25 protein-coding genes and 1 riboswitch are annotated in these 26,894 nt (G+C 34.3%); of the genes, 20 read left to right on the plus strand and 5 right to left on the minus strand.

Translation table 11 applies throughout. The annotated features are described in order from the left end of the window. Window positions 1-176 precede the first annotated feature (176 nt). Window positions 177-311, plus strand: a riboswitch (cyclic di-AMP (ydaO/yuaA leader). Between the two features lie 174 nt (window positions 312-485). The 4 genes from ehuB to ehuA are packed head-to-tail and all read left to right on the plus strand — an operon-like array spanning window position 486 to window position 3,523. Beyond that, window positions 486-1,397, plus strand: a complete 912-nt coding sequence (gene ehuB / locus PP176A_RS11650; RefSeq protein ID WP_071140655.1) for an ectoine/hydroxyectoine ABC transporter substrate-binding protein EhuB — start codon at window positions 486-488, stop codon at window positions 1,395-1,397. A 26-nt stretch (window positions 1,398-1,423) separates the two neighbouring features. Further along, window positions 1,424-2,071 (plus strand): ectoine/hydroxyectoine ABC transporter permease subunit EhuC, encoded by a 648-nt coding sequence (gene ehuC / locus PP176A_RS11655; RefSeq protein WP_071140656.1) that lies wholly within the window; start codon window positions 1,424-1,426, stop codon window positions 2,069-2,071. Between the two features lies 1 nt (window position 2,072). After that, window positions 2,073-2,726, plus strand: a complete 654-nt coding sequence (gene ehuD, locus PP176A_RS11660; RefSeq protein WP_071140657.1) for an ectoine/hydroxyectoine ABC transporter permease subunit EhuD — start codon at window positions 2,073-2,075, stop codon at window positions 2,724-2,726. A 29-nt stretch (window positions 2,727-2,755) separates the two neighbouring features. Further along, window positions 2,756-3,523 carry an ectoine/hydroxyectoine ABC transporter ATP-binding protein EhuA gene (gene ehuA, locus PP176A_RS11665; protein WP_159429065.1) on the plus strand — a complete coding sequence of 256 codons (768 nt, stop codon included), beginning with the start codon at window positions 2,756-2,758 and terminating at the stop codon, window positions 3,521-3,523. 241 nt (window positions 3,524-3,764) lie between these two features. Here ehuA and PP176A_RS11670 read toward each other — a convergent pair whose 3' ends face one another. Then, window positions 3,765-4,661 carry an SDR family oxidoreductase gene (locus tag PP176A_RS11670; RefSeq protein ID WP_071140659.1) on the minus strand — a complete coding sequence of 299 codons (897 nt, stop codon included), beginning with the start codon at window positions 4,659-4,661 and terminating at the stop codon, window positions 3,765-3,767. Window positions 4,662-5,544: 883 nt separating this feature from the next. Between PP176A_RS11670 and PP176A_RS11675 the strand changes: the two genes are divergently transcribed. Then, window positions 5,545-6,396 (plus strand): CPBP family intramembrane glutamic endopeptidase, encoded by an 852-nt coding sequence (locus PP176A_RS11675; RefSeq protein ID WP_071140660.1) that lies wholly within the window; start codon window positions 5,545-5,547, stop codon window positions 6,394-6,396. Window positions 6,397-6,889: 493 nt separating this feature from the next. On the opposite strand, the gene PP176A_RS11680 is transcribed toward PP176A_RS11675, so the two are convergent. Further along, on the minus strand, window positions 6,890-8,152 hold the full coding sequence (locus PP176A_RS11680) for an MFS transporter (protein ID WP_071140661.1): 1,263 nt from the start codon (window positions 8,150-8,152) through the stop codon (window positions 6,890-6,892). A 29-nt stretch (window positions 8,153-8,181) separates the two neighbouring features. Beyond that, window positions 8,182-8,973, minus strand: a complete 792-nt coding sequence (locus PP176A_RS11685; protein WP_071140662.1) for a zinc dependent phospholipase C family protein — start codon at window positions 8,971-8,973, stop codon at window positions 8,182-8,184. A gap of 356 nt (window positions 8,974-9,329) precedes the next feature. Between PP176A_RS11685 and PP176A_RS11690 the strand changes: the two genes are divergently transcribed. From PP176A_RS11690 to PP176A_RS11705, 4 genes are read left to right on the plus strand one after another with little or no spacing between them, the layout of a single operon-like run. Beyond that, on the plus strand, window positions 9,330-10,901 hold the full coding sequence (locus PP176A_RS11690) for a VWA domain-containing protein (RefSeq protein WP_200796144.1): 1,572 nt from the start codon (window positions 9,330-9,332) through the stop codon (window positions 10,899-10,901). Between the two features lie 20 nt (window positions 10,902-10,921). Next, window positions 10,922-11,524, plus strand: a complete 603-nt coding sequence (locus tag PP176A_RS11695; RefSeq protein ID WP_071140664.1) for a 5-bromo-4-chloroindolyl phosphate hydrolysis family protein — start codon at window positions 10,922-10,924, stop codon at window positions 11,522-11,524. After that, the gene (locus PP176A_RS11700) at window positions 11,525-12,571 is read left to right on the plus strand and encodes a substrate-binding domain-containing protein (RefSeq protein WP_071140665.1); all 1,047 of its coding nucleotides are present in this window, start codon (window positions 11,525-11,527) and stop codon (window positions 12,569-12,571) included. Window positions 12,572-12,590: 19 nt separating this feature from the next. After that, window positions 12,591-13,694 (plus strand): toxic anion resistance protein, encoded by a 1,104-nt coding sequence (locus PP176A_RS11705; protein ID WP_071140666.1) that lies wholly within the window; start codon window positions 12,591-12,593, stop codon window positions 13,692-13,694. 117 nt (window positions 13,695-13,811) lie between these two features. Here the strand turns inward: PP176A_RS11705 and PP176A_RS11710 are convergent, their stop codons facing one another. Beyond that, entirely contained in the window at window positions 13,812-14,750 is a 939-nt protein-coding gene (locus tag PP176A_RS11710; protein WP_071140667.1) for a ketopantoate reductase family protein, read from the minus strand. A gap of 313 nt (window positions 14,751-15,063) precedes the next feature. Here PP176A_RS11710 and PP176A_RS11715 point away from each other — a divergent pair, with 313 nt between their 5' ends. The 5 genes from PP176A_RS11715 (at window position 15,064) to PP176A_RS11735 (ending at window position 20,892) form a co-directional block, all read left to right on the plus strand. Next, a complete protein-coding gene (locus PP176A_RS11715) occupies window positions 15,064-15,648 on the plus strand; it encodes an ABC transporter ATP-binding protein (RefSeq protein WP_071140668.1) in 585 nt (194 codons plus the stop codon). Between the two features lie 23 nt (window positions 15,649-15,671). Continuing rightward, window positions 15,672-16,580, plus strand: a complete 909-nt coding sequence (locus tag PP176A_RS11720; RefSeq protein ID WP_234958927.1) for an ABC transporter permease — start codon at window positions 15,672-15,674, stop codon at window positions 16,578-16,580. Between the two features lie 165 nt (window positions 16,581-16,745). Further along, complete coding sequence (locus tag PP176A_RS11725) at window positions 16,746-17,183, plus strand: MarR family winged helix-turn-helix transcriptional regulator (RefSeq protein ID WP_071140670.1); 438 nt, start codon at window positions 16,746-16,748, stop codon at window positions 17,181-17,183. Window positions 17,184-17,297: 114 nt separating this feature from the next. Beyond that, window positions 17,298-19,061 (plus strand): ABC transporter ATP-binding protein, encoded by a 1,764-nt coding sequence (locus PP176A_RS11730; RefSeq protein WP_071140671.1) that lies wholly within the window; start codon window positions 17,298-17,300, stop codon window positions 19,059-19,061. Next, window positions 19,021-20,892, plus strand: coding sequence for an ABC transporter ATP-binding protein (locus PP176A_RS11735; protein ID WP_071140672.1), 1,872 nt, complete (start codon window positions 19,021-19,023; stop codon window positions 20,890-20,892). Before PP176A_RS11730 ends, PP176A_RS11735 begins: the two co-directional genes overlap by 41 nt. Before the next feature lie 163 nt (window positions 20,893-21,055). Here PP176A_RS11735 and PP176A_RS11740 read toward each other — a convergent pair whose 3' ends face one another. Then, entirely contained in the window at window positions 21,056-21,271 is a 216-nt protein-coding gene (locus tag PP176A_RS11740) for a hypothetical protein (RefSeq protein WP_071140673.1), read from the minus strand. A gap of 233 nt (window positions 21,272-21,504) precedes the next feature. Between PP176A_RS11740 and PP176A_RS11745 the strand changes: the two genes are divergently transcribed. The 6 genes from PP176A_RS11745 to PP176A_RS11765 all read left to right on the plus strand — a co-directional run bounded on the left by PP176A_RS11745 (window position 21,505) and on the right by PP176A_RS11765 (window position 26,688). Continuing rightward, entirely contained in the window at window positions 21,505-21,867 is a 363-nt protein-coding gene (locus PP176A_RS11745; protein ID WP_071140674.1) for a C-GCAxxG-C-C family (seleno)protein, read from the plus strand. A gap of 69 nt (window positions 21,868-21,936) precedes the next feature. Continuing rightward, on the plus strand, window positions 21,937-22,074 hold the full coding sequence (locus PP176A_RS16260) for a hypothetical protein (protein WP_159429063.1): 138 nt from the start codon (window positions 21,937-21,939) through the stop codon (window positions 22,072-22,074). Window positions 22,075-22,287: 213 nt separating this feature from the next. Beyond that, window positions 22,288-22,638: an Inorganic pyrophosphatase gene (locus tag PP176A_RS11750; protein WP_200796145.1), complete on the plus strand. Its 351-nt coding sequence runs from the start codon at window positions 22,288-22,290 to the stop codon at window positions 22,636-22,638. Window positions 22,639-22,723: 85 nt separating this feature from the next. Beyond that, complete coding sequence (locus PP176A_RS11755; RefSeq protein WP_071140675.1) at window positions 22,724-24,838, plus strand: stalk domain-containing protein; 2,115 nt, start codon at window positions 22,724-22,726, stop codon at window positions 24,836-24,838. A 96-nt stretch (window positions 24,839-24,934) separates the two neighbouring features. Further along, window positions 24,935-25,828: a damage-control phosphatase ARMT1 family protein gene (locus PP176A_RS11760; RefSeq protein ID WP_071140676.1), complete on the plus strand. Its 894-nt coding sequence runs from the start codon at window positions 24,935-24,937 to the stop codon at window positions 25,826-25,828. Between the two features lie 161 nt (window positions 25,829-25,989). Next, entirely contained in the window at window positions 25,990-26,688 is a 699-nt protein-coding gene (locus PP176A_RS11765) for a flavodoxin family protein (protein WP_083381936.1), read from the plus strand. Window positions 26,689-26,894 lie beyond the last annotated feature (206 nt).

Consider the following 26,894-nt stretch of genomic DNA (forward strand, 5'->3'; position numbering starts at 1 on the left):
GAATAATCAATTCATTTTAATGGTATTGGATTTCGATTAAATCTTAATACAAAATTTATGTTCGGAGAATTTTTCGCCTTGACATTAAAAATAATATGTGTTACCATTTTTATTAAATTATATCCATTAAGATATGTCTATTAAATTATATCTTTATAAGTTAAACAACTCAGTAAAGTTATATTTTGCTGAATTTCCAAAAGGAAAACGGGGGAACCAACGTTGGGGTGCATTGTTTTGCTTTATTAAAACATAGGGTAGTTTCTATCCGAACCCGTCAGCTAACCTCGTAAGCGTATGAAACAAATTTAACCATTTCTGTTTTTTCAATTATGCGTGTTTTTTCTTTTGGGCTATAAAAAGCCCTTTTTGTTTTTCTATTTTAATATTCCAATATTATAGGGCTGTTTCAGCATTTTCTGAGTACTTAAAAATATATTTTAAGTATTTTTTTATTGAGTATTTAAAATAGAAAGGAGAAAAAAATGAAAAAATTTAAAACGGCAACAAATTTATTAACAGTTCTATTATCAATCGGTTTGCTGGTAATATTTTTAACAGGGTGCCAAGATTCAAAGGAAAATTTACAATCAAAAGAAGGGGCGCCCGAAAACGAAACGACATTAGAGAAAGCGCAAAGGCTTGGTTCTGTAACAATTGGGTTTGCAAATGAGAAACCATATGCATATCAAACAGCGGAAGGTAAGCTTACAGGTGAGGCGGTGGAGGTTGCAAGAGCAGTTCTTGAGAATTTAGGCATCACTAAGGTTGAAGGTATTTTGACTGAATTCGGCTCATTAATTCCGGGCTTAAAAGCAAAAAGATTTGATATGGTTACTGCCGGTATGTTTGTAACACCTGAACGTGCAAAGGATGTAAGTTTTGCTAATCCTGAATATAAAATTGGGGAAGCTATTGCCGTGAAAAAAGGCAATCCTCTCGACTTACACAGTTATGAAGACATTGCAAATCATGATTCTGCTAAAATTGCAGTACCGGGAGGAGCAATAGAATATGATTACTTAGTGGCTGTCGGGTTAGATAAGAAACGCATTGTCACTGTTCCTGATATGCCTTCGGCTCTGGCGGCTTTACAATCAGGGCGAGTAGACGCAATTACCGCAACAGGTCCGTCACTGCAGGCCACTCTTGACTCTTCAGAGGATGATAAAATTGAGCGCGTGACGGATTTCACACAACCTGTTATTGATGGTGAAAGTGTGATTGGTTACGGAGCAACGGCATTCAGAAAGTCAGACCAGGATTTTGTTGATGCTTTTAATAAAGAATTAAAGAAGCTTCGGGAATCAGGAAAACTTCTTGAAATTATTGAACCGTTTGGGTTTACTGAAAATGAACTTCCAGGAGATATTACAATTAAAAATTTAATTAAATAATTTATATTTGGAAGGAAGTGTTATAGTTGAGCACATTTGAGCTGCTCATCTCCCTTTTGAAGGGAGGCCTTAAAGTTACAATTATAGTTACATTATTTTCTACAATTCTTGCTTTTATTTTGGGATTTACTGCAGGGTTGGCACGTTTATCAAAATATAAAATATTACGGATTATATCGGGAATGTATGTAGAAGTTTTTCGTGGGACTTCTCTATTAGTTCAACTTTTTTGGTTGTATTTTGCTTTGCCTTTATTGGGTATAAAATTTTCTGCGATATCTACGGCTATTCTTGCTATAGGATTAAATTTTGGTGCCTATTGTTCTGAAATTGTCAGAAGTGCGGTTAATTCAATTCCTCAAGGGCAAACAGAAGCTTGTATAGCATTAAATATGACTTCATTTCAAAGTATGCGGAGAGTTATAATACCTCAAGCATTTGTAACGATGTTGCCCAACTTGGGTAATCAGCTGATAGAGCTGTTAAAAAGTACGTCTCTTGTTTCTATGATTACACTGGCTGATTTAACATATCACGCCAATATACTTAATTCTTCTACATTTGAAACAACAAAAATTTACGGCTTGCTTTTAATTATATATTTTGTTATTTCCTTACCTTTAACATATGGTATTAAGATGTTGGAATGCAAGCTGTCCGTATGGAGGGTTTAATATGTTTGATTGGAAATTTGCTATAAACATACTACCTAAAATATTGGCATCTTTAAAAATCACTATTGTAGCAACCTTTGCAGGATTTTTTCTTGCTCTTGTATTTGGTTTAGTATTATCCATTTTATCCAAATCAAGAATAAAGCCAGTATCTCGTTTAACTAATGGGGTAGTCTTATTTATCAGAAATACACCTTTGTTAGTACAACTATATTTTATTTTTTATGTATTTCCTGAATACGGTTTAACACTTGAGCCACTTTCTGCCGGAATTTTAGGTTTAGGAATTCATTATAGTACCTATTTGTCAGAGGTTTATAGAAGCGGTATTGAAAATGTGCCTCAGGGCCAGTGGGAAGCAGCAAAGGCTTTAAATTTTACACGGATGGAAACTTGGACTAAGATAATACTGCCTCAAGCGATACCTCCTATTTTACCCGTTTTAGGTAATTATTTAATTACGATGTTTAAGGAAACCCCGCTATTGTCTGCAATAACACTTGTCGAAATTCTGCAGACTGCTAAAATAATTGGTGCGGGTTCTTTTAAATATTTGGAAGGGTTTACAATAGTAGGCATTATATTTTTTATACTTAGCTATCCGTCATCGAGATTAATAAAGAGCTTGGATGTACGATTAAATAAAAAGTTTTAATAAAGAAAGGAGTGATTACAATAAAACCTATAATTCGTTATAATAAAATCACTAAAGCTTATGGTGATCTCAAAGTTTTGAAAGGGATAGATTTTGAAATTTATCCGGGAGAAAAGGTTGCTCTGATCGGGCCAAGCGGGTCGGGGAAAACGACTTTAGCCAGACTTTTAATGACATTGGAAGAACCGTCATCCGGTACGATTGAAGTTGAAGGCAAACTTTTGTGGCATGAAAAAATAAACGGCAAATTAGTCAGAGCAAAGGAAAAGCATCTTCACGAAATGAGAAAGGATATTGGTATGGTTTTTCAACATTTTTATCTTTTTCCCCATATGACTGTATTGAATAACGTAATGGAAGCCCCTATAACGGTTTTGGGAATGTCTAAAAAAGAAGCTAAGAAACAAGCCGAACTTATGATAAAAAAAGTCGGTTTAATAGACAAATTAAATATTTATCCTGTTCAACTGTCGGGAGGTCAAAAGCAAAGAGTTGCCATTGCACGAGCTTTGGTAATGAAACCTAAAATAATGCTGTTTGACGAACCTACATCGGCTCTTGATCCCGAATTAGTTGGTGAAGTGCTGGATGTTATAAAAGAAATAGCTGTCAAAGGTAACGATACCGATATGACTATGCTTTTAATAACCCATGAAATGGATTTTGCACGAGAAATAGCCGACAGAATAGTATTCTTTGATGAAGGAGTAATAGTTGAACAAGGATCTCCGGATGAATTGTTTGATAATCCTAAAACCCCAAGGCTGCAGACATTTTTATCCAGGTTTAATTCCTGAAATTTCTGATATTGCCAAATTCCAAAGTTATATGATATGGAAGATAACAGTATAATTTTATCAAATGGTATGTTATATTGACAAAATATAAAGTCACATGGATATTCTATAAAAAATTAAATAATATAGTAAAATAAATATCAATAAATCATTTCAGGTAGATATTCTGTTCTGCCCGAAATAATTAAAATAAATATCTGCTAAGAAGGAGAATTTGTATATTTTGCCTATTATTTTTTTGTTAAGAACTCATAGAAGCTCCTCCGTCTACATGAAGAATTTGCCCGGTAACATAAGTAGAATCATCGGATGCCAGATAAACGTAAGTTGGCGCCAGTTCCACAGGTTGACCGGCTCTTTTCATAAGAGTATCCGTGCCGAATGTTGTTATATATTCTTTAGGAAAACTTGCAGGCTGAAGAGGAGTCCAAATAGGGCCCGGTGCCACACCGTTTACACGTATTCCCTGTGCTACGAGGGATTTTGCCAATGATCGTGTGAAACTTACGATGGCTCCCTTGGTGGCAGAATAGTCGATCAGTAATTCATCGCCTGCGTAGGCAGTAATTGATGTTGTATTTATAATAGCACTTCCGCTTTTTAAATAAGGAAGAGCCGCTTTTGTAACATAAAAGAATGAAAAAATATTAACACGGAAAGTATGTTCAAACTGTTCCGTAGTTATATCTTTCAGACTGTTTTGCGGGAACTGTACTCCGGCATTGTTTACTAATATATCAAGGTGCTTAAAAGCATCGATGGTATCATCAACTGCTTTTTTACAAAATGCCTCTTCTCTTAAATCACCAGAGATCAGAATACATTTTCTTCCTAAATTATTGATGTATTTTTCTGTTTCCTTGGCATCTTCATGTTCATTATAGTAGACTATGGAAATGTCGGCTCCTTCTTTAGCAAAGGCGATTGCTACAGCCTTGCCGATACCGCTGTCTCCTCCGGAAATAAGAGCAACTTTGTTATGTAACTTTTCGGTTCCGGCATAATTGGAATTATCAAAAATCGGGTTTGGAGACATGACATATTCAAATCCGGGTTGCATAGTCTGATGCTGAGGCGGAAACGTAGTCGGTTCTGTGGTGCGTTTTTCTTTGTATCCTATATGCGGATAATAGAGCATATTATTCCTCCTAATTTATATTATTATGATATGAAAAAGTATTGTCGGTATGGTCAAACAGGAATTGACGCTATTAAAATTATCCAGTTAATTTCTTGATTTAATAGGTCTTGATTTTCCATCATAATATTTTATTATGTACAAAATTTCAAAAAAAATTATGTTGATAGAACATGTTCTTGATTGTAATTATTGATTTAAATATAATCTGTGTAAAATAAAAATACTTGGGATAAGGTCTTAGAATATGGGCATTCCATTGGAATACCAGAGGATGAATTGGATTTCACGATTAATGGATTTATAATATATGTGAACAAAAAGAGGCTACGAAAATGGTTTTTCCCATAAGGATGTTTTGAGATTTGCTGTAGGATTTTAGTGTCCTATGGCTTTTCTCTTGTTCTAAACTCTGCCTACGAAGTTGAAATAGACATCAACCTGATGGGGGTAGTTTTTCTTTTTGTACGGCCTTTTCTGCTGTAAATTTATGGTATCAGATTCAGTGCAGTTTATCAAGCTGGGACAGGAATGTCAGAACGATGGAAGTTACAGTTCAGTCATGCCATTCATAATATGCCAGAATATACAATTCAACTAAAAAATATATAACATGGCTGGCATATTATTCATAATAGTTTGATTTGTCCCTTTCTTCTTGTGTACTGCACCATGCTCGCTGGGCAGCGATAGGCTAATTTTTAATTTTTGCCAGTCATAGCGTAATATGAGCCGCCTATGCTGTCTAGAAAAGCGTAGAAAAATTGGCTGAACTGTGTTATGCTGGATATGGAAAGTAATCTCTTGCAAATGTGAACTTTGTGGGAAATGGGTGAAATTTATATAATCCAAGTAAATTCAATAAGTTCAGGAGGTTGAGTTAATGGGAAAAAAACGCACCCAAGCAACGTTTGGAATTATATTGTTGATTTATCTTATATGTTTTGTGTTTCGCGGAATCGAATATATGTTTATCAGAACTGACCAAAGTATTTTTGGTGAAGCTTTTATACACAAGCTTATGGGAATTGGGATTCTTTTTATAGCGTTAAAGTATCTACATATTCGCGCAAGTGAAATCGGCTTTCAACCCCAAAAAGCTCTTAAAAATGTGCTATATGGATTGCTGCTTGGAGTATGTGCATATACGTTGGCTTATGGGATCGAGTATTCCATCCATTCTATGTTAGGAAACTCACCATCGTTGCAGCTTTATGTGACAAGTTATTCTGTCAATGGCAATTTAGGTAATCAGACAGGACTCTTATTCTTTGCCATTTGTATCATCGGCAACATTATAAATGTTGTTATGGAGGAAGGTGTTTTTAGAGGACTGTTTTTAAAACTTGCGGAAAAGAAATATTCATTTTTAATTGCGGTAATCCTTTCATCCGTATTGTTCGGGTTTTGGCATATTGCCGCACCCCTGCGGAGTTTTTTGAACGCAGAAAGAAGCTTTGGCGGTACGCTTATGATGATGCTTATGCTTGTTGTAACAACAGGCATTACCGGAGTCAAATTTTGTCTGCTTACAAAAATATCAGGTTCTTTGTGGCTGCCAATGGCAGATCACTTTTTAAACAACACAATTATCAATATACTGCATATTTCCACTATAACAGGTGTAGATGAGCTGCAAATTGTGAGAATAACCATATCGCAAACTGTTTCATTCATTGCTGTTCTTCTTATATTTTGTAAAAATAAATTTTATAAAAGGGAGACGTTTAGATAAATTCATCAAGATTATTATCAATTTGCTTGTAATCATAGCGTTTTACCAAATCAAAGATAATGCGAAATAATCTTCACGGCGCAAGCCGTCCTGCTTACCAAAAATTTTCAGTCGGCAGGGCGCTTTTGTCAGCCTAAAGTTACATCATTAGGAACAATTTCATCAATAATCATCTATGGCAGGTTTTTTAAATTGTGAAGGAAATTAAAAATATATGGAATAAAATAGAGGGCATGTATTGTAATATATCTAATAATTTAAATACAAAGAAAAGTAGCTTTAATAATACTTTTACAGAGAATTTCCTATGGTGAGAAGAAACAAAGGGTATTGAAGTGAAAATAGCCTTGGAGTTGTGCACCGGGATCATTAGATTTAGGCTGCACCGGGTTTGCCCGTTATAGCGATAGAGTATAATCATTGTTATATAACGTACTTGAAGAGGAGCTAAGCAAATTAAATTGAAAATCGAATATAATTAAAAGAATTTTATCTACCAAATTGCTTTACTTTCCTCATTTGCTTTGACTGCTCTTCTGAATATCAGAAATCCTATTACGAACATAAGGCATATAACGGCAACTCCGATTTTAGAGCTTCCGCTGATTTGGGTTGTGATGCCCATTAACATGGTTCCCGAAAAAGCCGCACCCTTACCGAATATATCATACAGGCCGAAATATTCACTGGATTTTTCTTTTGGAATAATTTTAGCAAAATAGGAACGGGATAATGCCTGAACAGCACCTTGAAACATTGCAACGCAGACGGCCAGCAACCAAAATTCCCAAGGTTTATCAAGTTGAAGAGCAAAAAGTGCGATTGCCAGATATCCTAAAATACATATACTTATTAAATTTTGGGATTTAAATTTTTTAGATAACCTTCCGAATAAAATTGCAAAAGGAAATGCCACAATCTGCGTTAAAAGTAATGCAAGTAAAAGATTGGCGTCATCAATACCTACATCTTTTCCGTAGGATGTAGCCATTTCAATAATTGTATATACACCGTCTATATAAAAGAAGAAGGCTAATAAGAATATAAAGATTTTTTTTTGCTTTTTTATATCCCTTAATACATTGTAGAGCCTGCGGAAACTGTTCTTTAGAGGATTTTCTTTGACTTCCACATAATATATTTGCCTATAATTTTTAATAAGGGGCAGGCTCATAAAGAGCCACCAAACAGCGTTTAGCAAGAAGGCAATACTTGTGGCAAAGGATGTGGTTAAAGAAAATTTATCGGCGAATAAAATAAGTAAAAGACTTATGATGAAAGGGATACAGCTTCCTATATATCCCCAGGCATATCCGAGAGAAGAAATGTGATCCATCCTTTCATCAATTGTAATATCGGAGAGCATAGCATCATAGAAAATAAAACTTCCCGATACACCGACTTTTGCAAGAACGAAAACGGAAAGGAAAAGAATCCAAGAAAAGGGAAAGGCCAAGGTAGCACAGCCTAAAACACCAAATATCATAAATATAGTAAATAGTGGTTTCCTGTAACCTTTGGTATCTGCAAGGGTTCCCAAAATGGGTCCTAATATGGCAACAATAATAGTACTCAGAGATACGGCATAACTCCAATATGCGGTCGAATCAGCAGGTGTTATTCCGTTAGCTTGAGCTATATTTTTAAAATTTATCGGTATTATAGTTGATACTAAAAGAATAAAAGCGGAATTTCCGACATCATAAAGAATCCAAAATTTTTCCCACTTTGATAGTTTGCTTCCGAATCCATTCATTATTTTTTACTCCTTTCTCCCATAGGATTTTATTCGAAATTTCTTTGAAAGCGGCTATTCAATGATTTTGAATTATGAATATTTTCATAAAATTCATTTATAAGGTTCTTTGCAGGCATTATGGCCGAGGAATATAATTCCTTTAAGTTTATGCTGATATCTGTACAGTCAGGGTTGGGTTGATAATTCATAAGGAGTCCTGTCATATTTTCATAATTTCCGGTTAACTTTAACGCCTTTACAATAAAAAACCTTTTTAATTTTCCCGGAGAAACCAGAAAATTTAAGTATCTTTTCATTGATTTCAAAGAAGACAGTATCTTTTCCTCGCTTATTTCCTCAAAAAACCATGAAATGCACTCCGCATATTCTATTTTTGCTATAATATGCCCTGTCGGTTTATAAGAAAGAGGATCCAGATTATTTTCTACCATCAACAGACGATCAAACTCCGTTTCTATTTCCGCATGGGATAACTTAGTTTCCTCTATTTTTTTTCTAATGTAGGGATGACATTGACTGTCCAGTATAAAATGGCAAATGAAGCCTAAGATATAGGCACAACCTGCTTCTGGAGCAGTACAACAGCTGATAACAATTTTTGCTCTTTGAAAAAAAGAACATGCCGGGTCTTCGTGAATGCGATGTCCGATTTGATTAACAGGATTTGAGCTCAACGGTTTGTAATAAAATAATATATCAGGTCCGTGAAGACCAATGTGAAATAAGGGGAGATTGTTATATATCAGATTTTTTACTTCTCCGTCAAGATTTTGCAATACTTTTTCTCCAAAAATATAGTGGGCATAAGTAGATGGCAATTTTGTTCCTCCATTCTATATTCATATAATATTTGAGTTTATTATTCACATAGCTAATTTTTGACATTTTATGGCTGATATAAACTGTTTGATTAATTACATTTTAAAATTAACATTTCTGAGTTTATTTCATGTTAAATGTATGTTAAGTATATGTTATTTTTTGAATTGGAGAATTTATATATAATCGCTCTTGTATTGTATTTAATAATGATTTTGGTCAAAAATAATAAGTTTGTAGTATCCATGGAGCAAGGAGACATATTTAAATCTATATGTTAAAATACATATATCAAAAATTGTTGGTGTGGTATTGAGGACTGTTAGGAACTATTAACAAAAGGAGGAATGATGAATTGAGATTAAAATCGCTTATAATAATAGCTATTCTTCTTGCGTTGTTAATATCAGGGTGTACAACAGTAAAAAAACCTGATTTGAGAATTATTTCAGGTTCGGAAAATGAAGCCTTAGAACCGATTATAACTGAATTTGAAAAGAAAAATAATGTAGAAATTGAAATGGTTTATAAAGGTTCCGTTGACATTATGAATATGTTAGGTACATCTGAAATAGATGAATATGATGCAGTATGGCCGGCAAATAGTATTTGGATTACCATGGGAGATACAGAACATAAAATAAAAGATATGAAATCCATTATGACATCTCCTATTGTATTTGGTATAAGAAAAAGTTTAGCTGAAAATTTAGGCTTTACGAAAGAGGAAACTAAGGTGAGTGATATACTAAAAGCAATAAATAACAAAAAACTAAAGTTTATAATGACGTCGGCAACGCAATCGAACTCGGGAGCCTGTGCATATTTAGGATTTTTATCCGCATTGCTGGATAATCCTGATACTATAAAAATAGAGGATTTAGAGAGGAAAGAAATAAAAGAAAAGTTAGCCCAATTATTATCGGGAGTAAATAGGTCATCGGGAAGTTCAGGATGGTTAAAGGATTTGTATTTAAACGGAAACTATGATGCGATGGTAAACTATGAAGCGGTAATTATAGAAACGAATCAGGAATTAATAAAACAAGGAAGAGAACCCTTATATGCAGTTTATCCCGTAGACGGTTTGGCGATAGCTGACTCGCCTTTAGGATATGTAGATAATAAAGACGAAAAAAAGGCCGGACTTTTCTTAAAGTTTCAGGAATATTTGCTATCCGAAAATGTTCAGAAACAATTATCTGACTTAGGAAGAAGAACAGGGACAGCCGGCGTAAATGAAGATATAAGGAAAGATGTATTCAATAAAGATTGGGGTATAGACGGAAAGAAAGTTATATCAGGAATAACGATGCCCTCTAAGAAAGTGATAAAAAAGGCATTAGATATGTACCAAACAGAGCTGAGAAAGCCGTCTGCTACGGTTTATTGTTTAGATTATTCAGGAAGTATGGCAGGTGAAAGAGAAAAAACTTTAAAAAATGCAATGTCTTCTTTATTAAACCAGGAGGAGGCTAAGAAGCATATGATACAGTCTTCAGAAAAAGATATAATGATTGTAATACCATTTAGTGATACCATATTGGATACATGGGAAGTAAAGGGCAACAAAGAAGAGGAGTTAGATGAAATACTCTCAAAGATACAAGAAATGAATGTAGGCGGCGGGACGGATATTTATACTCCGGCTTTAAAGGGAATAGAAATATTGGACGACCCTAAATATGAGGAATATTCACGAGCAATAGTATTATTGACAGATGGAGAATCAAATGAGGGAATGTATTTCAATGAATTTTCTCAGAAGTTCAAAGAACTGAATACGGATATTCCGGTATTTGCTATTTCTTTTGGAAGTGCTGATGAGCAGCAGCTTGATGACATTACGACTTTGACAAGGGCAAAGGTATTTGACGGCAAGAAAGATTTAGGTGAAGCTTTTAAATTGGTGAAAGGCTACAATTAGGGAATATTGGAGTGAAAAATGTGAAAAAAATTGTGATGGAAATAACTTATGGTTTATGTGCGGGGATGGTATTTCTTATATTTTATCTTTTTTTAGATATATCATTGATTTTTTCGATAATCATTGCATTACTGGTGTATATAGGGATGAACCTTCTATTTACTTCCGGTAGAAAAACTTTAATTGTTGAGAATACCAATCTTACAATAGAGGAATTTAAAAAAATAATAAAGGACGGAAAAGAGAAAATAGAGAAAATAAAAGGTATAGGAAGGGAAATAAAAAACAAAGATGTAAGTATAAGCATAGAGAAAATATGTAAGGTTATGGATGCCATATTTGATAATTTTGAAAAAAATCCTAACGATATTAAATTGGCAAGAAAATTTCTTGATTACTATTTGGATACGGTAAAGAGAATAGTCGAACTATATTATGAATTGTCCGGGAAGGAAGTATATACTGATAAAGAACGGGAGATTTTAGAAAAAGCCCAAGGAATCCTCAACCAAATAGAGACAATCTTTCAAAAACAATTAGGAAAGTTGCAGGAGGGTGATTATTTAGACCTTGAAACGGAACTTGAAGTACTGGAAACTACTATGAAGATGGAGGGGATTTAATTGAAACGAAAAATTATAGGAATAAGTATACTTATTATTATAATTATAATCGGAGTAGTAATAGGTTCAAAAAATCCCAAGGGCTTTAAAAATGAAATAGTAATATCAGGGTATGTTGGCGGTGAAAAAATAGGTTTTTTTGAAGACGAGAAGGTTCAAAATTTATTAAAGAAAAAATACAATATAGTTGTGGACTATACAAAAGCGGGAAGCTATGAGATGATGGATTTGGATACTTCGGATAAAGACTTTCTATTTCCTTCAAGTCAAGTAGCTTTAGAAATTTACAAAGAGAAAAATGCCAATAAGATAAAAAAAGCAGAGAGAGTGTTTCAGTCACCGATTGTTTTATACAGCTGGACTGATATAGCAAAAGCATTAGAGTCAAAAGGAATTGCAAAATCCACTAAAGACGGCTATTATAATTTAGACATGTTTAAACTTCTTGAATATATAAAAAACGGTACAAAATGGTCTGATATAGGAGTTGATTTATACGGCAAGATGAAAGTTCTTTGTACTGATCCAAATAAGTCTAATTCAGGGAATATGTATTCCGGAATGGTATATCAAATTTTAATTGATAACAATTACACAGAGACAGAAGCTCTAAATACATTAAAGGACATGATAAAAAACATAGGCTTTATGGAAACATCATCTGGAACATTATTTGAGAGCTATTTAACTAAAGGAAAGGGAGCAAACCCTTTAGTTATCGGGTATGAAAATCAAATAATAGAATTTGCTTTGGAAAATCCGGAAATATGGAATAAGGCAAAAAGAAATGTAGCGATATTAATACCTGAACCTACTGTATGGAGCGAACATCCGGTTATAGCTTTAACTGATAACGGAAAGTTGTTAATTGATGCGCTTTCTGATAAAGAAATACAGGAAGTATCATGGAAGAATCACGGTTTCAGATACCCGTCGTTTAAAAGCATAGACAATGAAGTAGTAGCTTTGCCCGAAAGCTTAGATAAAATTATAGAAATGCCGAGTGTTTACGAGATGCAAGAAATTATGCGTGTTCTGAGTGAATAAAAAGAGAGGGTGGATGAAAATGGAAACTAATGGCAGAGATCAGGAAATCGAGAAGGACATAAAAAGCGAAATAGTTAATGTTGATGAACATCTTTTAAACTTAAAGGAAGAAGATAAGAAAAAAGTAGCTGAAATTGTAAAAGAAATAGATATCAAAGATACACAGGCAATAATTCAATTTGGGGCATCGGCACAAAAAGAGGTAGCTGATTTTTCCGATACTCTTTTGCAAGAAGTAAGAACTAAGGATACCGGATATGTAGGAGAAACTTTAGGCGATTTAATGACCGAAATAAAAAGTGTGGAAGTAGATAGCCTTCTTAAAAAAGGTATGTTTGATGGTTTATTTGGAGGTTTAAAAAAGAAAGTAAGCAAATTTATGACGGGATATCAATCTGTTAGTGTTAATATTGATAAGATAACATCTAATTTAGATAAAGCAAAAATGACATTATTAAGGGATATAAAAATGCTTGATAATCTTTATGATAAGAATTTGGAATATTTAAATACTTTAGATATGTATATCTTAGCAGGAAATATTAAGTTAAAAGAGTTAAATGAAGAATTATTACCGGAACTACAAAGAAAAGTAACGGAAACAGGCAATTCTTTAGATGCTCAGAAGTTTAAGAATTTTGAACAGCTGGCCAATAGGTTTGAAAAGAAATTACATGATTTAAAACTCAGCAGGATGATAGCGATTCAAACCGCTCCGCAGATTCGTATAATTCAAGGCAATAATCAAACTCTTGTTGAAAAGATTCAAAGCTCCATAATGAATACAATACCTTTGTGGAAAAATCAAGTCGTAATAACAATTTCGTTGTTAAGGCAGGAGAATGCCTTGAAGTTACAGGAAGAAGTAAGTAAGACAACAAATGATTTACTTACTAAGAATTCAGAATTATTGAAGGATAATTCAATAAGAGTAGCGAAAGAAACAGAAAAAGGAATTGTAGAGATAGAAACATTAAGGAATGTACACAACAACTTAATTGCAACTATTGAAGAAACTATTCGGATACAAGAAGAGGGGAAAACGAAAAGGGCATCGGCAGAGGTTGAACTTCAGAATATTGAAAATGAATTGAAACAAAAATTAATAGGACTTAAAAAATAAAGTGTAGTTGGGGACATATCAAATTGTCCCCACGATTTTTTTATAACCTATAGAAGAGTCCCGATACTTGACTTAAAATGGGTTCTGTATAGGTTACCGAAATATTGGGTTACAGCTTTAGAAAATAAGATTTTTGCGTAACTGATTTATGGACGGTGTTATCATTCCGCTTTTCCGTATCAGTATATCAAATTCATCTTGTAATGCCTTCATTTCATCTTTTGCTGCTACAGTATGTTTAGCCATTGTAATCTCCGCCAGCTTAGTTCCCATGAATACTTGAAATATAATTGCCAACAGCCCGGTCGGGAGTTTAAAAAAATACAATTTTGTTGGCGTGATTTGAATGTCCAGCCGGCTTAATACAGAAAAACCTTCTTTGATTCCGCTTATCATAAGCCGTACATCTTTATAGGAGTGGGAAAGAGCATAATTGTCTCCATCATACCTGTAGAGGGCATTGCCTATACTTGTGACCATGGCTACGTGGTTTTTTTGCCAATTGTCCATGTTCCGAGTGATGACGGCCGGAATTCCTGCTTTGCGGAAGATTTGTACAAGGACATCTAAACGCTGAGTGGTTTTTCCACTGTATTCGGCAAAAGTTGTGGTCTGAAAGATACGCATAAATCCCTTGCCTATGAAGTAGTTTACCTGCCCATTTTGACGTTCACCGCCGGCAGACGGAAAGCCAAACATTAGGCGCTTTTCTCCAACAGCCTCTGCCCATGAATCATATCCGGCTGCTGTATTTACGACAAACACTATATTGGGAGATTTGTTTTGAGAAAGGACGGGCAAAACGGTATCGACTTGTGTACGCTGCATCACGACTATAATATAGTCGTATATGTCCTCAGGTGTTAGTGTATCTATTACCTTGACAAATACCTGTTCTTGTTTCTTAGCTCCCGGCTGCATTAAAATTACTCCATGTTTTTTTAGTTCGTTAAACCGTTTCCCTCGGGCCAAAACTGTGACATCACAGCCGGATGAGGCAAGTTTTCCGGCAAAGATGCTGCCAATTACGCCGGCACCATAAATCAAAAATTTCATATAAATCCCTCAATTCATAAAAAAATATTATTTTTGCTTTTATTCCCTTACTTTGTATATTATCAGTATAGCATAAATTAAAAACACAATTTAATGTTTTTTGGGATTAGCATAGCCGGATTTTCGACTAATATTAATACATTATTAAAAGTATCACATCGTATAAAATGAACTGGTATAATTAAAATGAATTTATATATTAAAAAAATAATTTCGACTCGTTAATTTATGATATGTTTGCCTTCTGTTTATCGTCCGTTTACTTTGGCTTTTTATAATTATTTTAATGACGATAGAAAGGAGCAGATATATTATGAATCAAACACCAGTTGTACAGTTTCAACATGCAACAAAAAAAATCGGAAAAAGAAATATCGTGAATGATCTTTCTTTTGATATCAAAGCCGGGGAGGTATTTGGTTTTTTAGGCCCTAACGGGGCTGGAAAGACCACCACAATTCGCATGATGGTTGGACTGATGAAGATAAACCAGGGCGATATTCTCATTAAAGGACAAAGCATTACAAAAGATTTTAATAAAGCTATTCGGAATATAGGAGCTATTATTGAAAATCCGGATTTGTATAAGTATTTGACAGGATATCAGAATTTGAAGCATTATGGGCGAATGGTTTCAGGCGTTACCAAAGCCCGTATTAACGAAATTATAGAAATCGTTGGACTAAAAGACAGGATTTATGACAAAGTAAAAACCTATTCTCTTGGAATGCGGCAACGGTTAGGGATTGCACAGGCTATTTTGAACAGCCCTTCCCTTCTGATTTTGGACGAACCGACTAATGGGCTTGACCCTGCGGGGATTCGGGTATATAGCATTCAGATGCAGGAACAGACATTAGAGGATAAATTTTTGGAGATAACGGAGGAGAGAAAATGAGAGGATTAATTTCAAACGAGCTGATGAAAATATACAGCCGTCGCCTGACACAAATTCTACTGCTTTTGCTGGTTATTTTTGCGGCCAGTGCATCTGTTTTTATGAAAATGGATTATAAACCTTCTCGGGATTGGCGAACCGAAACGAAACAGTTAATCCAAACAAATGAAGAACGGTTAAAACTCGCGGAGCTGTCACCTCAATTGCAAGCCGAAGCTGAAAATAAAATAAAGATTGCAAAATATCGGTTGGAAAACAATATTCCTGTTCCTTTCGGTAATCCCTGGTTGGCTTTATTGAAATTAACCGGATTAGTGGAAATGGTTGAGATTGTTGCAATTATCATTGCTGCGGACATGGTAGCCAGAGAATATACCGATGGTACGATGAAGTTTTTGCTGATCCGTCCCCATAGCCGGACAGCGATTCTGTCGTCAAAATATATGGCTGTGTCTTTGTTTGTTCTCATGACATTGATATTGACTGTTACATGTGCATACGTGACGAATATTTTGTGCTACGGTGTTGGTGACATTCATACTACTGATTTGTTTTTGAATCAGGAAGGGCAGGTTATTCGGTTAAACGTCTTTACTCAGGTCATAAAGATGTATGGGCTTAGTATTTTTCCCATCATGAGTTATATTACCATTGCATTTGCCATATCAACGATTTTACGGAACAGTGCATTGGCGGTTGGAAGTTCGTTGCTTATTATGATTTTAGGTAATTCGATGATTGAGGCAACAGCGAAAATAGAGTGGTTAAAATTTCTTCTGTTTGCCAATAGTGACGTTAGCCTGTATATATTTCACCTTCCGGCCAGACCTGAAATGACACTGGGCTTTTCCATCTCCGTATTGCTTGTATACATCTTTGGGTTTTTATTCATAAATTGGATAGTATTTAAAAAGCGTGATGTGTCCATATAGTAATTACTTTATGGGCTTTGTCAGATAATAGAGATTATAATAAAAGGAAGCAGAATGATTGAAATTTTTAAAGTAATTATGGAAATAGTTTATAAATATCTTGACAAAATTCAAATACTTAAATATACTATTTGTTAGGGTGCTAACATTAAATGGAGGAGTAATATGGAGCAGCATAGGAAAATAGGACTTGCAATTAGAATTCTTTCACATCAGATAGGCCGCAAAATTGAATATCAAATATCTACAAACATTTCTAATGATGTTACAGGATTGCAGGGACACGTGCTCGGTTTTATCAGAGAAAAGTCAAAGGCTGGTGACGTCTTTCAAAGAGACGTGGAAAATGAATTTGATATTAGGCGTTCTACAGCTACAGGTATGTTAAAATTAATGGAAAAGAACGGACTTATTAAACGCGAGGCTGTTTCATACGATGCAAGGCTGAAGAGGATTGTTTTAACGGATAAAGCTCTTGGCCTTCATAATCAAATCATAAGTGTGCTAAAGAGTGTTGAAAATCAGCTTGCAGCTCATTTGACAGAGGATGAAATCAACACGTTTTTTTCTGTTATGGAAAAAATTTCAGATAATATTAAATAGTCAATTGGATATATAAATCGAATTGACTATTCATTTTGGGCATATTGTCAGTATGACAATATGCCCGATAACATTAATTAGAGTTACAGTATGCAGTAAAGGAGAATGAATTTTATGTTGAAACGATTGATAAAAAGTGTAAGAGAATATAAAAGAGATTCCATACTTACACCGATAATGATGACCTTTGAAGTGGTTATGGATGTAGTCATTCCTATTTTAATGGCAAAAATTATTGATAACGGTATTGAACCTGGGGATATGAACTATATATGGAAAATGGGAAGCATTTTAATTATTGCGGCGGCAGCTTCATTTTTGTTTGGCGTTTCTTCAGGGAAATTGGCTGCAAGGGCATCCGCAGGGTTTGCCAAAAATTTGCGCCATGATATGTATTACAATATCCAAAATTTTTCCTTTTCCAATATCGATAAATTTTCTACGGCCAGCTTGATTACAAGAATGACTACTGATGTAACAAATGTTCAAAATGCCTATCAGATGGTGATTCGTATGCTGGCTCGTGCTCCGATGATGCTTATTTTTGCCATGATTATGACTTTTAATATTAATGCCAGATTAGGATTTATTTTTGTATTTGTTGTTCCTGTGCTTGCAGTTGGACTTTTTGGAATTGCAATTAAAGTACATCCGATTTTTGTGAGAGTTTTTCGTAGATATGATAATTTAAATACCGTTGTTGAGGAAAATGTCAGAGGCATCCGCGTCGTAAAATCTTTTGTGAATGAAGATTATGAAAATGAAAAATTTCACGAACGTTCAACGGATATATATAATAATTTTGTAAGGGCAGAGAAGATGCTGGCATTTAACAACCCACTCATGCAATTTTGTATTTATACTTGTATTTTACTTATCTCATGGATGGGCGCGAAAATGATTGTTTCCAATACAATGACTACAGGAGAAATGATGAGTATTTTTGCATATACTATGCAAATTCTAAATAGTCTTATGATGATATCAATGGTTTTTGTGATGATTATTATATCAAGGACTTCGGCTAATCGTATTGTTGAAGTTCTTGAAGAAGAAAGTGATCTCCACAACAGTAATAATCCGATACTTAATGTAAAAGACGGTTCTATCGAGTTTGATCATGTTGATTTTAGCTATATAAAAGACGGAAACAAGCTTTGCCTTAAAGATATAAATATTAGTATTAATTCTGGAGAAGTGGTTGGCATTATGGGAGGAACCGGGAGCGCCAAGACAACTTTGATCCATTTGATACCAAGGCTTTATGACGTTACCGGAGGTTCGGTTAAAATTGGAGGTATTGATGTTCGGGATTATGATATGGACAAATTACGTAACGAAGTTGCTGTGGTGTTGCAAAAGAACGTGCTTTTTTCGGGAACCATTAAGGATAATTTGCGATGGGGAAATGAAGATGCCTCAGATGAAGAACTTATACGTGCTTGCGAAATTGCCCAGGCAGATGATTTTATCCGATCATTTCCTGAGGGTTATGATACTTATATAGAACAAGGAGGCAGTAATATTTCAGGTGGACAAAAACAGCGACTTTGTATTGCAAGAGCGCTGCTTAAAGAACCTAAAATATTGATTCTTGACGATTCTACCAGTGCGGTGGATACCAAAACAGATGCCCTTATACGTAAAGCCTTACGTACAGAGATACCGAATACTACAAAAATTATTATTGCCCAACGTATTTCTTCCGTTGAGGATGCAGACAAAATTATCATATTAAATGATGGCAGAATCGACGGAATCGGAACATCTGAGGAATTGCTGAAGACAAATAGGATTTATCAAGAGATTTATAATTCGCAGATAAAGGGGGCATTATATGATGGAAAACAAGAAATCAAGAAGAAACAAAACGGCTAAACGCCTGATTGGTTATATCGCAGGAACATATAAAGCACGATTTATATTTGTATGCATCAGTATTCTCATAAGTGCATCGGCAGGAGTAATAGGCTCTCTATTTCTGCAAGTTTTGATTGATGATTATATTACTCCCATGTTATCACAAGCAAAACCGGATTTTACACCGCTCTTTCATATAATCTTATATATGGTGGGGATATATTTTGTTGGCGTGCTCTGCACTTATCTGTATAATTTTTTAATGGCGACTATTTCTCAGGGAGTACTTAAAAGAATTCGTGATGACATGTTTTCTCATATGGAGATGCTTCCGGTTAAGTATTTTGACACCCATACTCATGGGGAAACAATGAGCCGCTATACAAATGATACGGATACATTGCGTCAAATGATCAGTCAAAGTATTCCGATGGTTTTTTCATCTGTAGTTACCATGATTGTTGTATTTGTCAGTATGGTGTATATCAGCATTCATTTGACATTGTTTGCGACTGCTTTTACCGGATTGATGGTTCTTACAATATTCAAAATAGGGAATAAAAGTAAGAGATATTTCGGACAGCAACAGAAATCCTTGGGAGAGGTGAACGGTTATGTCGAAGAAATGATGGAAGGGCAAAAAGTTGTCAAGGTTTTTTGCCATGAGAAAAAGGCTAGAGAGGATTTTGATGCTCTTAATGAAAAACTCTGTTATAGTTCGACTCAGGCGAATAAGCTGGCAAATATATTGATGCCTACTATGTTTAACTTAAGCACACTTTTATATATTTTGATTGCCATATTGGGCGGCATAATGGGTATTAAAAATGTAGGAGGGCTGACATTGGGAAGTATAGCAGCTTTTTTGCAGCTCAGCCGTTCTTTTACCATGCCGCTGGGGCAGATTGCTCAACAATCTAACTTTATTATTATGGCCTTTGCAGGTGCAGAGAGGATTTTTGAATTAATGGACGAAAAACCGGAAGAAGATAATGGGTATGTTACCCTTGTCAATGTTAAAATTGAAGGAGATAAAATAGTTGAGGTAAAAGAACGTACAGGAATCTGGGCTTGGAAATATCCACATTCTGATGGTAGTATTACTTATACGAGGCTTTTAGGGGATGTTCGCTTTATAGATGTAAATTTTGGCTATACAGAAGAAGAAACCACACTTCATAATATCAACCTTTATGCAGCACCGGGACAGAAAGTTGCGTTTGTAGGTGCTACTGGAGCAGGTAAGACGACTATCACTAATTTGATTAACCGTTTTTATGATATACAGGAAGGCAAAATCTATTATGATGGTATTAATATCAAAAAAATCAAGAAGAGCGACCTTCGCCGTTCCCTTGCCATGGTATTGCAGGATACTCATTTGTTTACGGGTACGATTATGGAAAATATCCGATACGGTAATCTAAATGCTACAGATGAGGAAGTATATGAAGCGGCGAAGCTCGCAAATGCCGATAGTTTTATATCAATGCTGCCTGATGGTTATAATACCATGATTACAGATGATGGCGGTGATTTGTCTCAAGGGCAACGTCAACTTCTTTCCATAGCACGTGCTGCAGTTGCGAATCCGCCGGTGCTTATTTTGGATGAGGCGACCTCAAGCATTGATACCCGTACAGAAATAATGGTACAGCAAGGTATGGATGCCCTTATGAAGGGGCGTACCGTATTTGTCATTGCTCATAGATTATCCACTGTTCAAAATGCTGATGTTATCATGCTGATTGATAACGGAAGGATTATCGAACGCGGAAATCATGAAGAATTGATAAAAGAAAAGGGTAGATATTATCAACTTTATACCGGAGCCTTTGAATTGGAATGATGATTTTTTAAACTGTTTCATTCACTTTGTGGAGTTGCATGGTTGTGGAATAGAAGATGTGACAAATAAAAAATAATAGAAGCTTTTTTTATAACCCATAGGAAAATCCTATTTACCTTAATTTATATTTTCCGTAAAATGGGTTTCAAAAAAGGCTTCCTTTTTACATTTTCCCTTCCCCATTTGAAAATCTTACCTCTTCAGCAGATATGAGAAAAGTTTCCTTGTTACTTTCTTTTCTACTATGATGACCTTCCAGGTTATTCTTTCTTTCCTTTTGCAAATAGTAATCGATTTTAGCTCCTAACTCTTTACAGCTTTCGAGAGCTATTATTCCCAATTGGCCATTGGGTGTTATACTTGCAGAATCTATATACATTATAATACCTCCGATAATTGAAATATTTTTTAATTTTTGTGACTTAAACTAAAAAATATAATTTAAATACATGACTTATGCTTTTCAATAAGGTAAAATATTTATATTCAATAAATATTATATCATAGAATTTATATGATTTTTTAAAGTTTCTGTAATTTATAAATTGGGATATTAAATGTTGATGGATGAATAATATGCATATATTAAATATAGGGGGTGAAGTTAAATAAATGGTGAAAGTATTGGAATACCATAAACAAGGATATAATTGTGCGGAATCTATAATAAAAGCATTTAATGAAGAAAAGAAATTAAATATTCCTGTTTCTATTGCCAGTCCCTTTGGCAGAGGTATGACAGTAGGTAGCACCTGCGGAGCAATTACGGGAGTGCTTATTGCATTAGGGGCAATAAAAGGGAGGGAAGAATCAAGTGATAAGAATGAATCAAGAGAATATACAAAGGAAATCATGAACAAAATAAAAGAAAAATATGGTACCTATGAATGTTTAGAATTAAAGAAGAAAGGTGTATCCTGCAATGAAATAATAGAATATACTTACAATATTTTAAATGAATACATTAAAATGTAGGCATACTGAATAAAGTAGATTTCTATTCTAAATGAGTTTATGGTAACCAAATTATTGGAGGTTATAACCATGGATACCAATGCAGTATTTTTTCCTCTTGGGTCATCTATATTATCAAGTAAAGACATTCTTGAAAAATTGATTTCTGAATATTCTTATAACATTCTCATACTGAAAAAATGGCTTGAGTTAAATCCGGTATTATAGAATTTATTATCAGCTTTTTCATTGTTTATACCAGTTAACTACGCTATTTACCACATTATATTCCAGTATTTGCATAATAATTTTTATGCTTATTTCAGTCAGGGATACTCACTATAAGGAAAAAATATGGTAGAATTAAATTAAGAATTTATGTATAGCATTGATGGAGAATATTGAATTATGCAAAGAGCTCATTAAAAAAGAGGTGGACTTATGGACATAGATGAAGGTTTTTGGATTGCTTTAGATGAATTAGTTTCCAAATCGGAAATTATTATTGACAGACCGAAAGGGACAAGGCATCCGAAATATTCAGACATACTTTATGATGTAGATTATGGATACTTAAAAGATACAGCGTCAATGGACGGAAATGGAATTGACGTTTGGCAGGGATCGAATAAGGAAAATACTGTAGATTCTATAATTTGTACTGTTGATTTACTGAAAAGGGATTCGGAAATAAAAATATTAATTGGATGTACAGAAGAAGAAAAACAGAAGATTTATAATTTACATAATAGTTCAGAACATATGAAAGGCATTTTAATAAGGAGAAAATAAGCATAAAAACTACTGTGGATGCGTAGTATGAATAATAAAAATTAATTCGGAGGCAGCATAATTTATAAGGGAGTGAGTATAAAAAATGGAAGTAAAAAATAATAAGGTTAATTATCATTTATTGATTTTATTGGTAATGTTATTCATATTGGCTTTATGGATGATTATACCTAAAGTTCTTGCCGATAGTTCCGTAAAATTAGTAGTTGACGGTCACAATATCACCGACGTTGTGCCGGTAATAAAGAATGATAGAACTATCGTACCCATCCGTACTGTAGCTGAACAGTTAGGAGCAGAGGTAAAGTGGAATAATGATGATAGGACTGTGCAAATTATAAAGGGAGACCGTTCGATTTTGCTGAGAATTGATAGTAGACTGACACAGTATGAAATTAATAAGGAGAAAATTTATAATTTGAGTGATGTATCTCCTTGTATTATAAAAGATCATACTTATGTACCTCTTCGCTTAATAAGTAATGCATTAAATGTAAAAATTGATTGGAATGATTCAGAGAGGACGGTTTACGTTGATTCTTCACAAACGTCTAACATTACCCCATTCTTTGACATGAAAATCTCATCTCTAAAATCCGGACAAGTTATTACGGGAACAACAGATCTCCAAGCAGTATTTCCGACTCTTCCGGAAGGAGCAGCAGAGATAAAATATCTTCTGATTAATCCCGATACTGCAAAGGGATTTATAATCGCCAGAGGAGAAAACTTGACGGATAAATATAAGTGGATGCCAAGTATTCAGGATAATGGAGAAAAAATTCTTGTAGCTGCAATTTATGATGCCAATGGAGAATTTTTGGCCGGGGATTCCATTTCCGTACAAGTAAGTATAGCTCCTCAGGTATCATTAACCGAATTAGTTCAAAACCAGGTAATAATAGAAGACAAAATGCAGCTAAATGCAGGGTTAAATTTTTCAGCAGCTTATGTTAAATATGAGATAAAAAATAAAGACAAGGGCAAAGTTTATACTTCTCCGGAGTTAGATCCTCAAGGTATATTTAATAAGACTTTAATGGTAGAGGATAACGGAAATGTTTCTGTAAAGGTAACAGCCTATGATATTAATGACAATCCTTACCCCAGCCAGTCCATTGATGCTAAAATTAATATAGAACGAAAACTATCATTGAGAGGGGTTTCGGAAGGCCAGACAATCGACAACCCCGTTACGCTGTCGACTTCAAGAAATTTTGAAGTAAGTGAAACCGAATATGTGATGAGAGATCCTAAAACCGGAGCAGAAAAAGTTTTATCAAAGATTGGCTATGGAAATTATACTTGGTTCCCGGGGCCGGAGATATCAGGAGAGAAAGAGCTCTTTGTCAGAGTTAAAGATACATCGGGACGTTCCTACACAAGTGACAGTGTTACCGTTAATCCGATTGGAACTCCAAAAATCCTTTTACAAGGAATAGGGCCGAATCAAGTTATTACGGGAACTGTGAAGTTGAAGGTTCTTAGCAATGTTTCTTTGAATAGTATTAAATATATTATGATTAATTCCAAAACTGGGAAAGAAAAAGCTGTTGCCGAAGGTGAGGACTATTTGACGGAGTATGCTTATACGCCCGTTAAAGGGGATGCCGGAACTTGGAAAATCAAGGCTAAGGGAATATATGAGTCAGGAAAGGAAATTGAAACTGAAGAGGTGCCTGTTACGATTTATTTGGATAAAATTTATACAGCTTTACCGATAATTGAAAAGAGTAAATTCATTGATATGGCATCAAAAATGGCTGAAGATTCATGGAAAAAAACAGGGATGTCGGCTTCACTTCAGACTGCTCAAGCTATTCTCGAAACGGGTTGGGGGCAGAGTGTACCTGTGGATAAATATGACGGACAACTTTCTTATAATTTATTCGGAGTAAAAGGTATTGGAACTGCCGGTTCTGTTACATCAAATACATGGGAAGAATATAACGGAGTATCTTATCGTATTGACGCTGAATTCAGAGCTTACAATAATGTAGAGGAAAGTTGGAAGGACCATAATAATTTGTTACTTACAGCCGAAAGATATGAGCCTTTTAGAGAGGTAATGCATGACAGCACTCAGGGAGCATGGGCTTTAAGAAGAGCAGGGTATGCTACAGATTCTCAATATTCAATGAAACTTATAAAAATTATTCGTCTATATAACCTGCAAGAACTTGACAAAGTAAGTATTTAGTAGCTATTTTATGATTTTAGAAGGGACAATTAACTTTTCAAAGAGCAGGATATTAGTAAAAAGATATGGTATAAATATAGAATTCGGAGGCTAATCATGGATGCAGGATTGGAATGTATTTATTGTATTGTAAGGAAAGCAGATTCTTTATTCAGCAAGTATGAGGCTGATAAGGATAAAAAGTTGAAGTTTATGAAAGAGGTATTTAAAGTTGTCTCAATGTCTGAGAAAGGTGATACCTCTCCATATCTTAATTCAAAAATAATTGAAATGTTAAATAATGAGTTTAACTTAGGGGATACTTATTATGAAGTAAAAAAAGAGTATAATGCTCTTGCAATTTCTATGGAGGAAGAAATCTTAGGATTTATTTACGATTCTGAAGATAAACTTCTTACGGCTTTAAAATATGCAATGATCGGCAATTTTATTGATTTTGGAGCCATGGATAAGGTGGATATTGATGAATTAAGAAAGTTAATTAAGGATGTTCCACAGCAACTAATTGATGCTGAAGAATACGAAGGTTTCGTAGAAAAATTAAAAAATGCCGGACAAATCGCATATATTATTGATAATGCCGGAGAAATAGTCTTTGATAAGATATTTATTAAAATAATAAAGGAAATATACCCAAACATAATTATAAATGTTATTGTAAGAGGTGACCCTGTATATAATGATGCAACCATTATAGATGCAAAAGAAGTAGGACTTTGCAATATAGCTAATGTTGTAGAAAATGGGACGGCTATACCTGGCACACAATTGAACAAGATAAATATGAAATCAAAAGAAATAATTGATGATGCAGACTTAATAATTTCAAAAGGACAAGGAAATTTTGAGACTCTCTTTGGCTGCGGCAAGAACATTTATTATATTTTCCTATGCAAATGTGATCTGTTTACAAAGAGATTTAATATAGAAAAATTTAAAGGTGTTTTTGTTAGCGAAAAAAACGTTAAAAATATTATGTACTCTAAATAACTATGTCTTATATAATGTAAAAAACAAAAACAGAGTTTAATAGGAATTAATTAAGAATAATATTAAGATATTAACAGATGAGATTTTATGCTAAGGAAGTTTTTAGGGTGGCTTCTTATTGTAATTAGGTTTAACTTCTGATAGGAGGATAGGTAGAAATTTTGAATATTACTGTAATCTATGGTGTAATGCACAAAGGCAGCACATATCATATCGTCAAATTGTTTTTGAATCGTTTAACTGATGATTCCGATAAAATAGATGAGTTCTTTTTACCAAGGGATATGGATCAGAATTGTTGCGGTTGTTTTTCTTGCTTTCTTAATGGCGAGAATACCTGTCCTCATTTTGACAAGGTGCATCCCATTGCAGAATCATTGGAGAAGGCGGATTTAATCATTCTATCAAGTCCAGTGTATGTATTTTCAATCAGCGGTCAGTTAAAATCGTTGCTTGACCACTTCGGCTATCAGTGGATGCCCCATAGGCCCAATAAAACTATGTTTAGCAAAGTTGGTCTTGTAATCTCAACTGCTGCTGGTGCAGGGATGAAAAAGGCCAATCAAAATATGAAAGATAATCTGTTTTACTGGGGTGTTCCAAAGATATATTCCTATGGCAAAGCCGTTGAGGCTATAGGATGGGAGAATATATCCCATGAAAAGAAGAATATAATTGAAAGGGAAGTTAATAATCTTTCGCGAAAGATTAAGAAATCCGTTGGAAGAGCCAGACCTACTCTTAAGACGAAAATTCTATTTTCCATTATGGGTCTTATGCAGAAAAAAAGTAAATGGAACCCTACTGACAGGGATTATTGGGAGAAAAATGGATGGCTGACTGGTGGTAGACCTTGGTAGAAGATTCCCATTATATTTAATTACAGAAAAATATAAATTATGTGAAATTATGTGAGATTATGTTATATGTTGACTTTTCAAAAATAAGCTGTTATGCTTATTATTAATAGTTAAATCATTTAACTATTAATTTGATTTAATATTAAATTTACTACTGTATTTATATGGCAAAAGGTATACCTGAAAAAAACGAGAGAAATTTTTCC

The sequence above is a fragment of the Sporanaerobacter sp. PP17-6a genome (assembly GCF_900095615.1).
GTDB classification, from domain to species: Bacteria; Bacillota; Clostridia; order Tissierellales; family Acidilutibacteraceae; genus Acidilutibacter; species Acidilutibacter cellobiosedens.

Coding starts and splice junctions, on each gene's coding strand:
- PP176A_RS11760 (WP_071140676.1), top strand. CDS start 24,935: ATGGATGCAGGATTGGAATGTATTTATTGTATTGTAAGGAAAGCAGAT.
- PP176A_RS11735 (WP_071140672.1), top strand. CDS start 19,021: ATGATGGAAAACAAGAAATCAAGAAGAAACAAAACGGCTAAACGCCTG.
- PP176A_RS11755 (WP_071140675.1), top strand. CDS start 22,724: ATGGAAGTAAAAAATAATAAGGTTAATTATCATTTATTGATTTTATTG.
- ehuD (WP_071140657.1), top strand. CDS start 2,073: ATGTTTGATTGGAAATTTGCTATAAACATACTACCTAAAATATTGGCA.
- PP176A_RS11675 (WP_071140660.1), top strand. CDS start 5,545: ATGGGAAAAAAACGCACCCAAGCAACGTTTGGAATTATATTGTTGATT.
- PP176A_RS11670 (WP_071140659.1), bottom strand. CDS start 4,661: ATGCTCTATTATCCGCATATAGGATACAAAGAAAAACGCACCACAGAA.
- PP176A_RS11710 (WP_071140667.1), bottom strand. CDS start 14,750: ATGAAATTTTTGATTTATGGTGCCGGCGTAATTGGCAGCATCTTTGCC.
- PP176A_RS11720 (WP_234958927.1), top strand. CDS start 15,672: ATGAAAATATACAGCCGTCGCCTGACACAAATTCTACTGCTTTTGCTG.
- PP176A_RS16260 (WP_159429063.1), top strand. CDS start 21,937: ATGGATACCAATGCAGTATTTTTTCCTCTTGGGTCATCTATATTATCA.
- ehuB (WP_071140655.1), top strand. CDS start 486: ATGAAAAAATTTAAAACGGCAACAAATTTATTAACAGTTCTATTATCA.
- PP176A_RS11680 (WP_071140661.1), bottom strand. CDS start 8,152: ATGAATGGATTCGGAAGCAAACTATCAAAGTGGGAAAAATTTTGGATT.
- PP176A_RS11740 (WP_071140673.1), bottom strand. CDS start 21,271: ATGTATATAGATTCTGCAAGTATAACACCCAATGGCCAATTGGGAATA.
- PP176A_RS11750 (WP_200796145.1), top strand. CDS start 22,288: ATGGACATAGATGAAGGTTTTTGGATTGCTTTAGATGAATTAGTTTCC.
- PP176A_RS11730 (WP_071140671.1), top strand. CDS start 17,298: ATGTTGAAACGATTGATAAAAAGTGTAAGAGAATATAAAAGAGATTCC.
- PP176A_RS11705 (WP_071140666.1), top strand. CDS start 12,591: ATGGAAACTAATGGCAGAGATCAGGAAATCGAGAAGGACATAAAAAGC.
- PP176A_RS11725 (WP_071140670.1), top strand. CDS start 16,746: ATGGAGCAGCATAGGAAAATAGGACTTGCAATTAGAATTCTTTCACAT.
- PP176A_RS11715 (WP_071140668.1), top strand. CDS start 15,064: ATGAATCAAACACCAGTTGTACAGTTTCAACATGCAACAAAAAAAATC.
- PP176A_RS11745 (WP_071140674.1), top strand. CDS start 21,505: ATGGTGAAAGTATTGGAATACCATAAACAAGGATATAATTGTGCGGAA.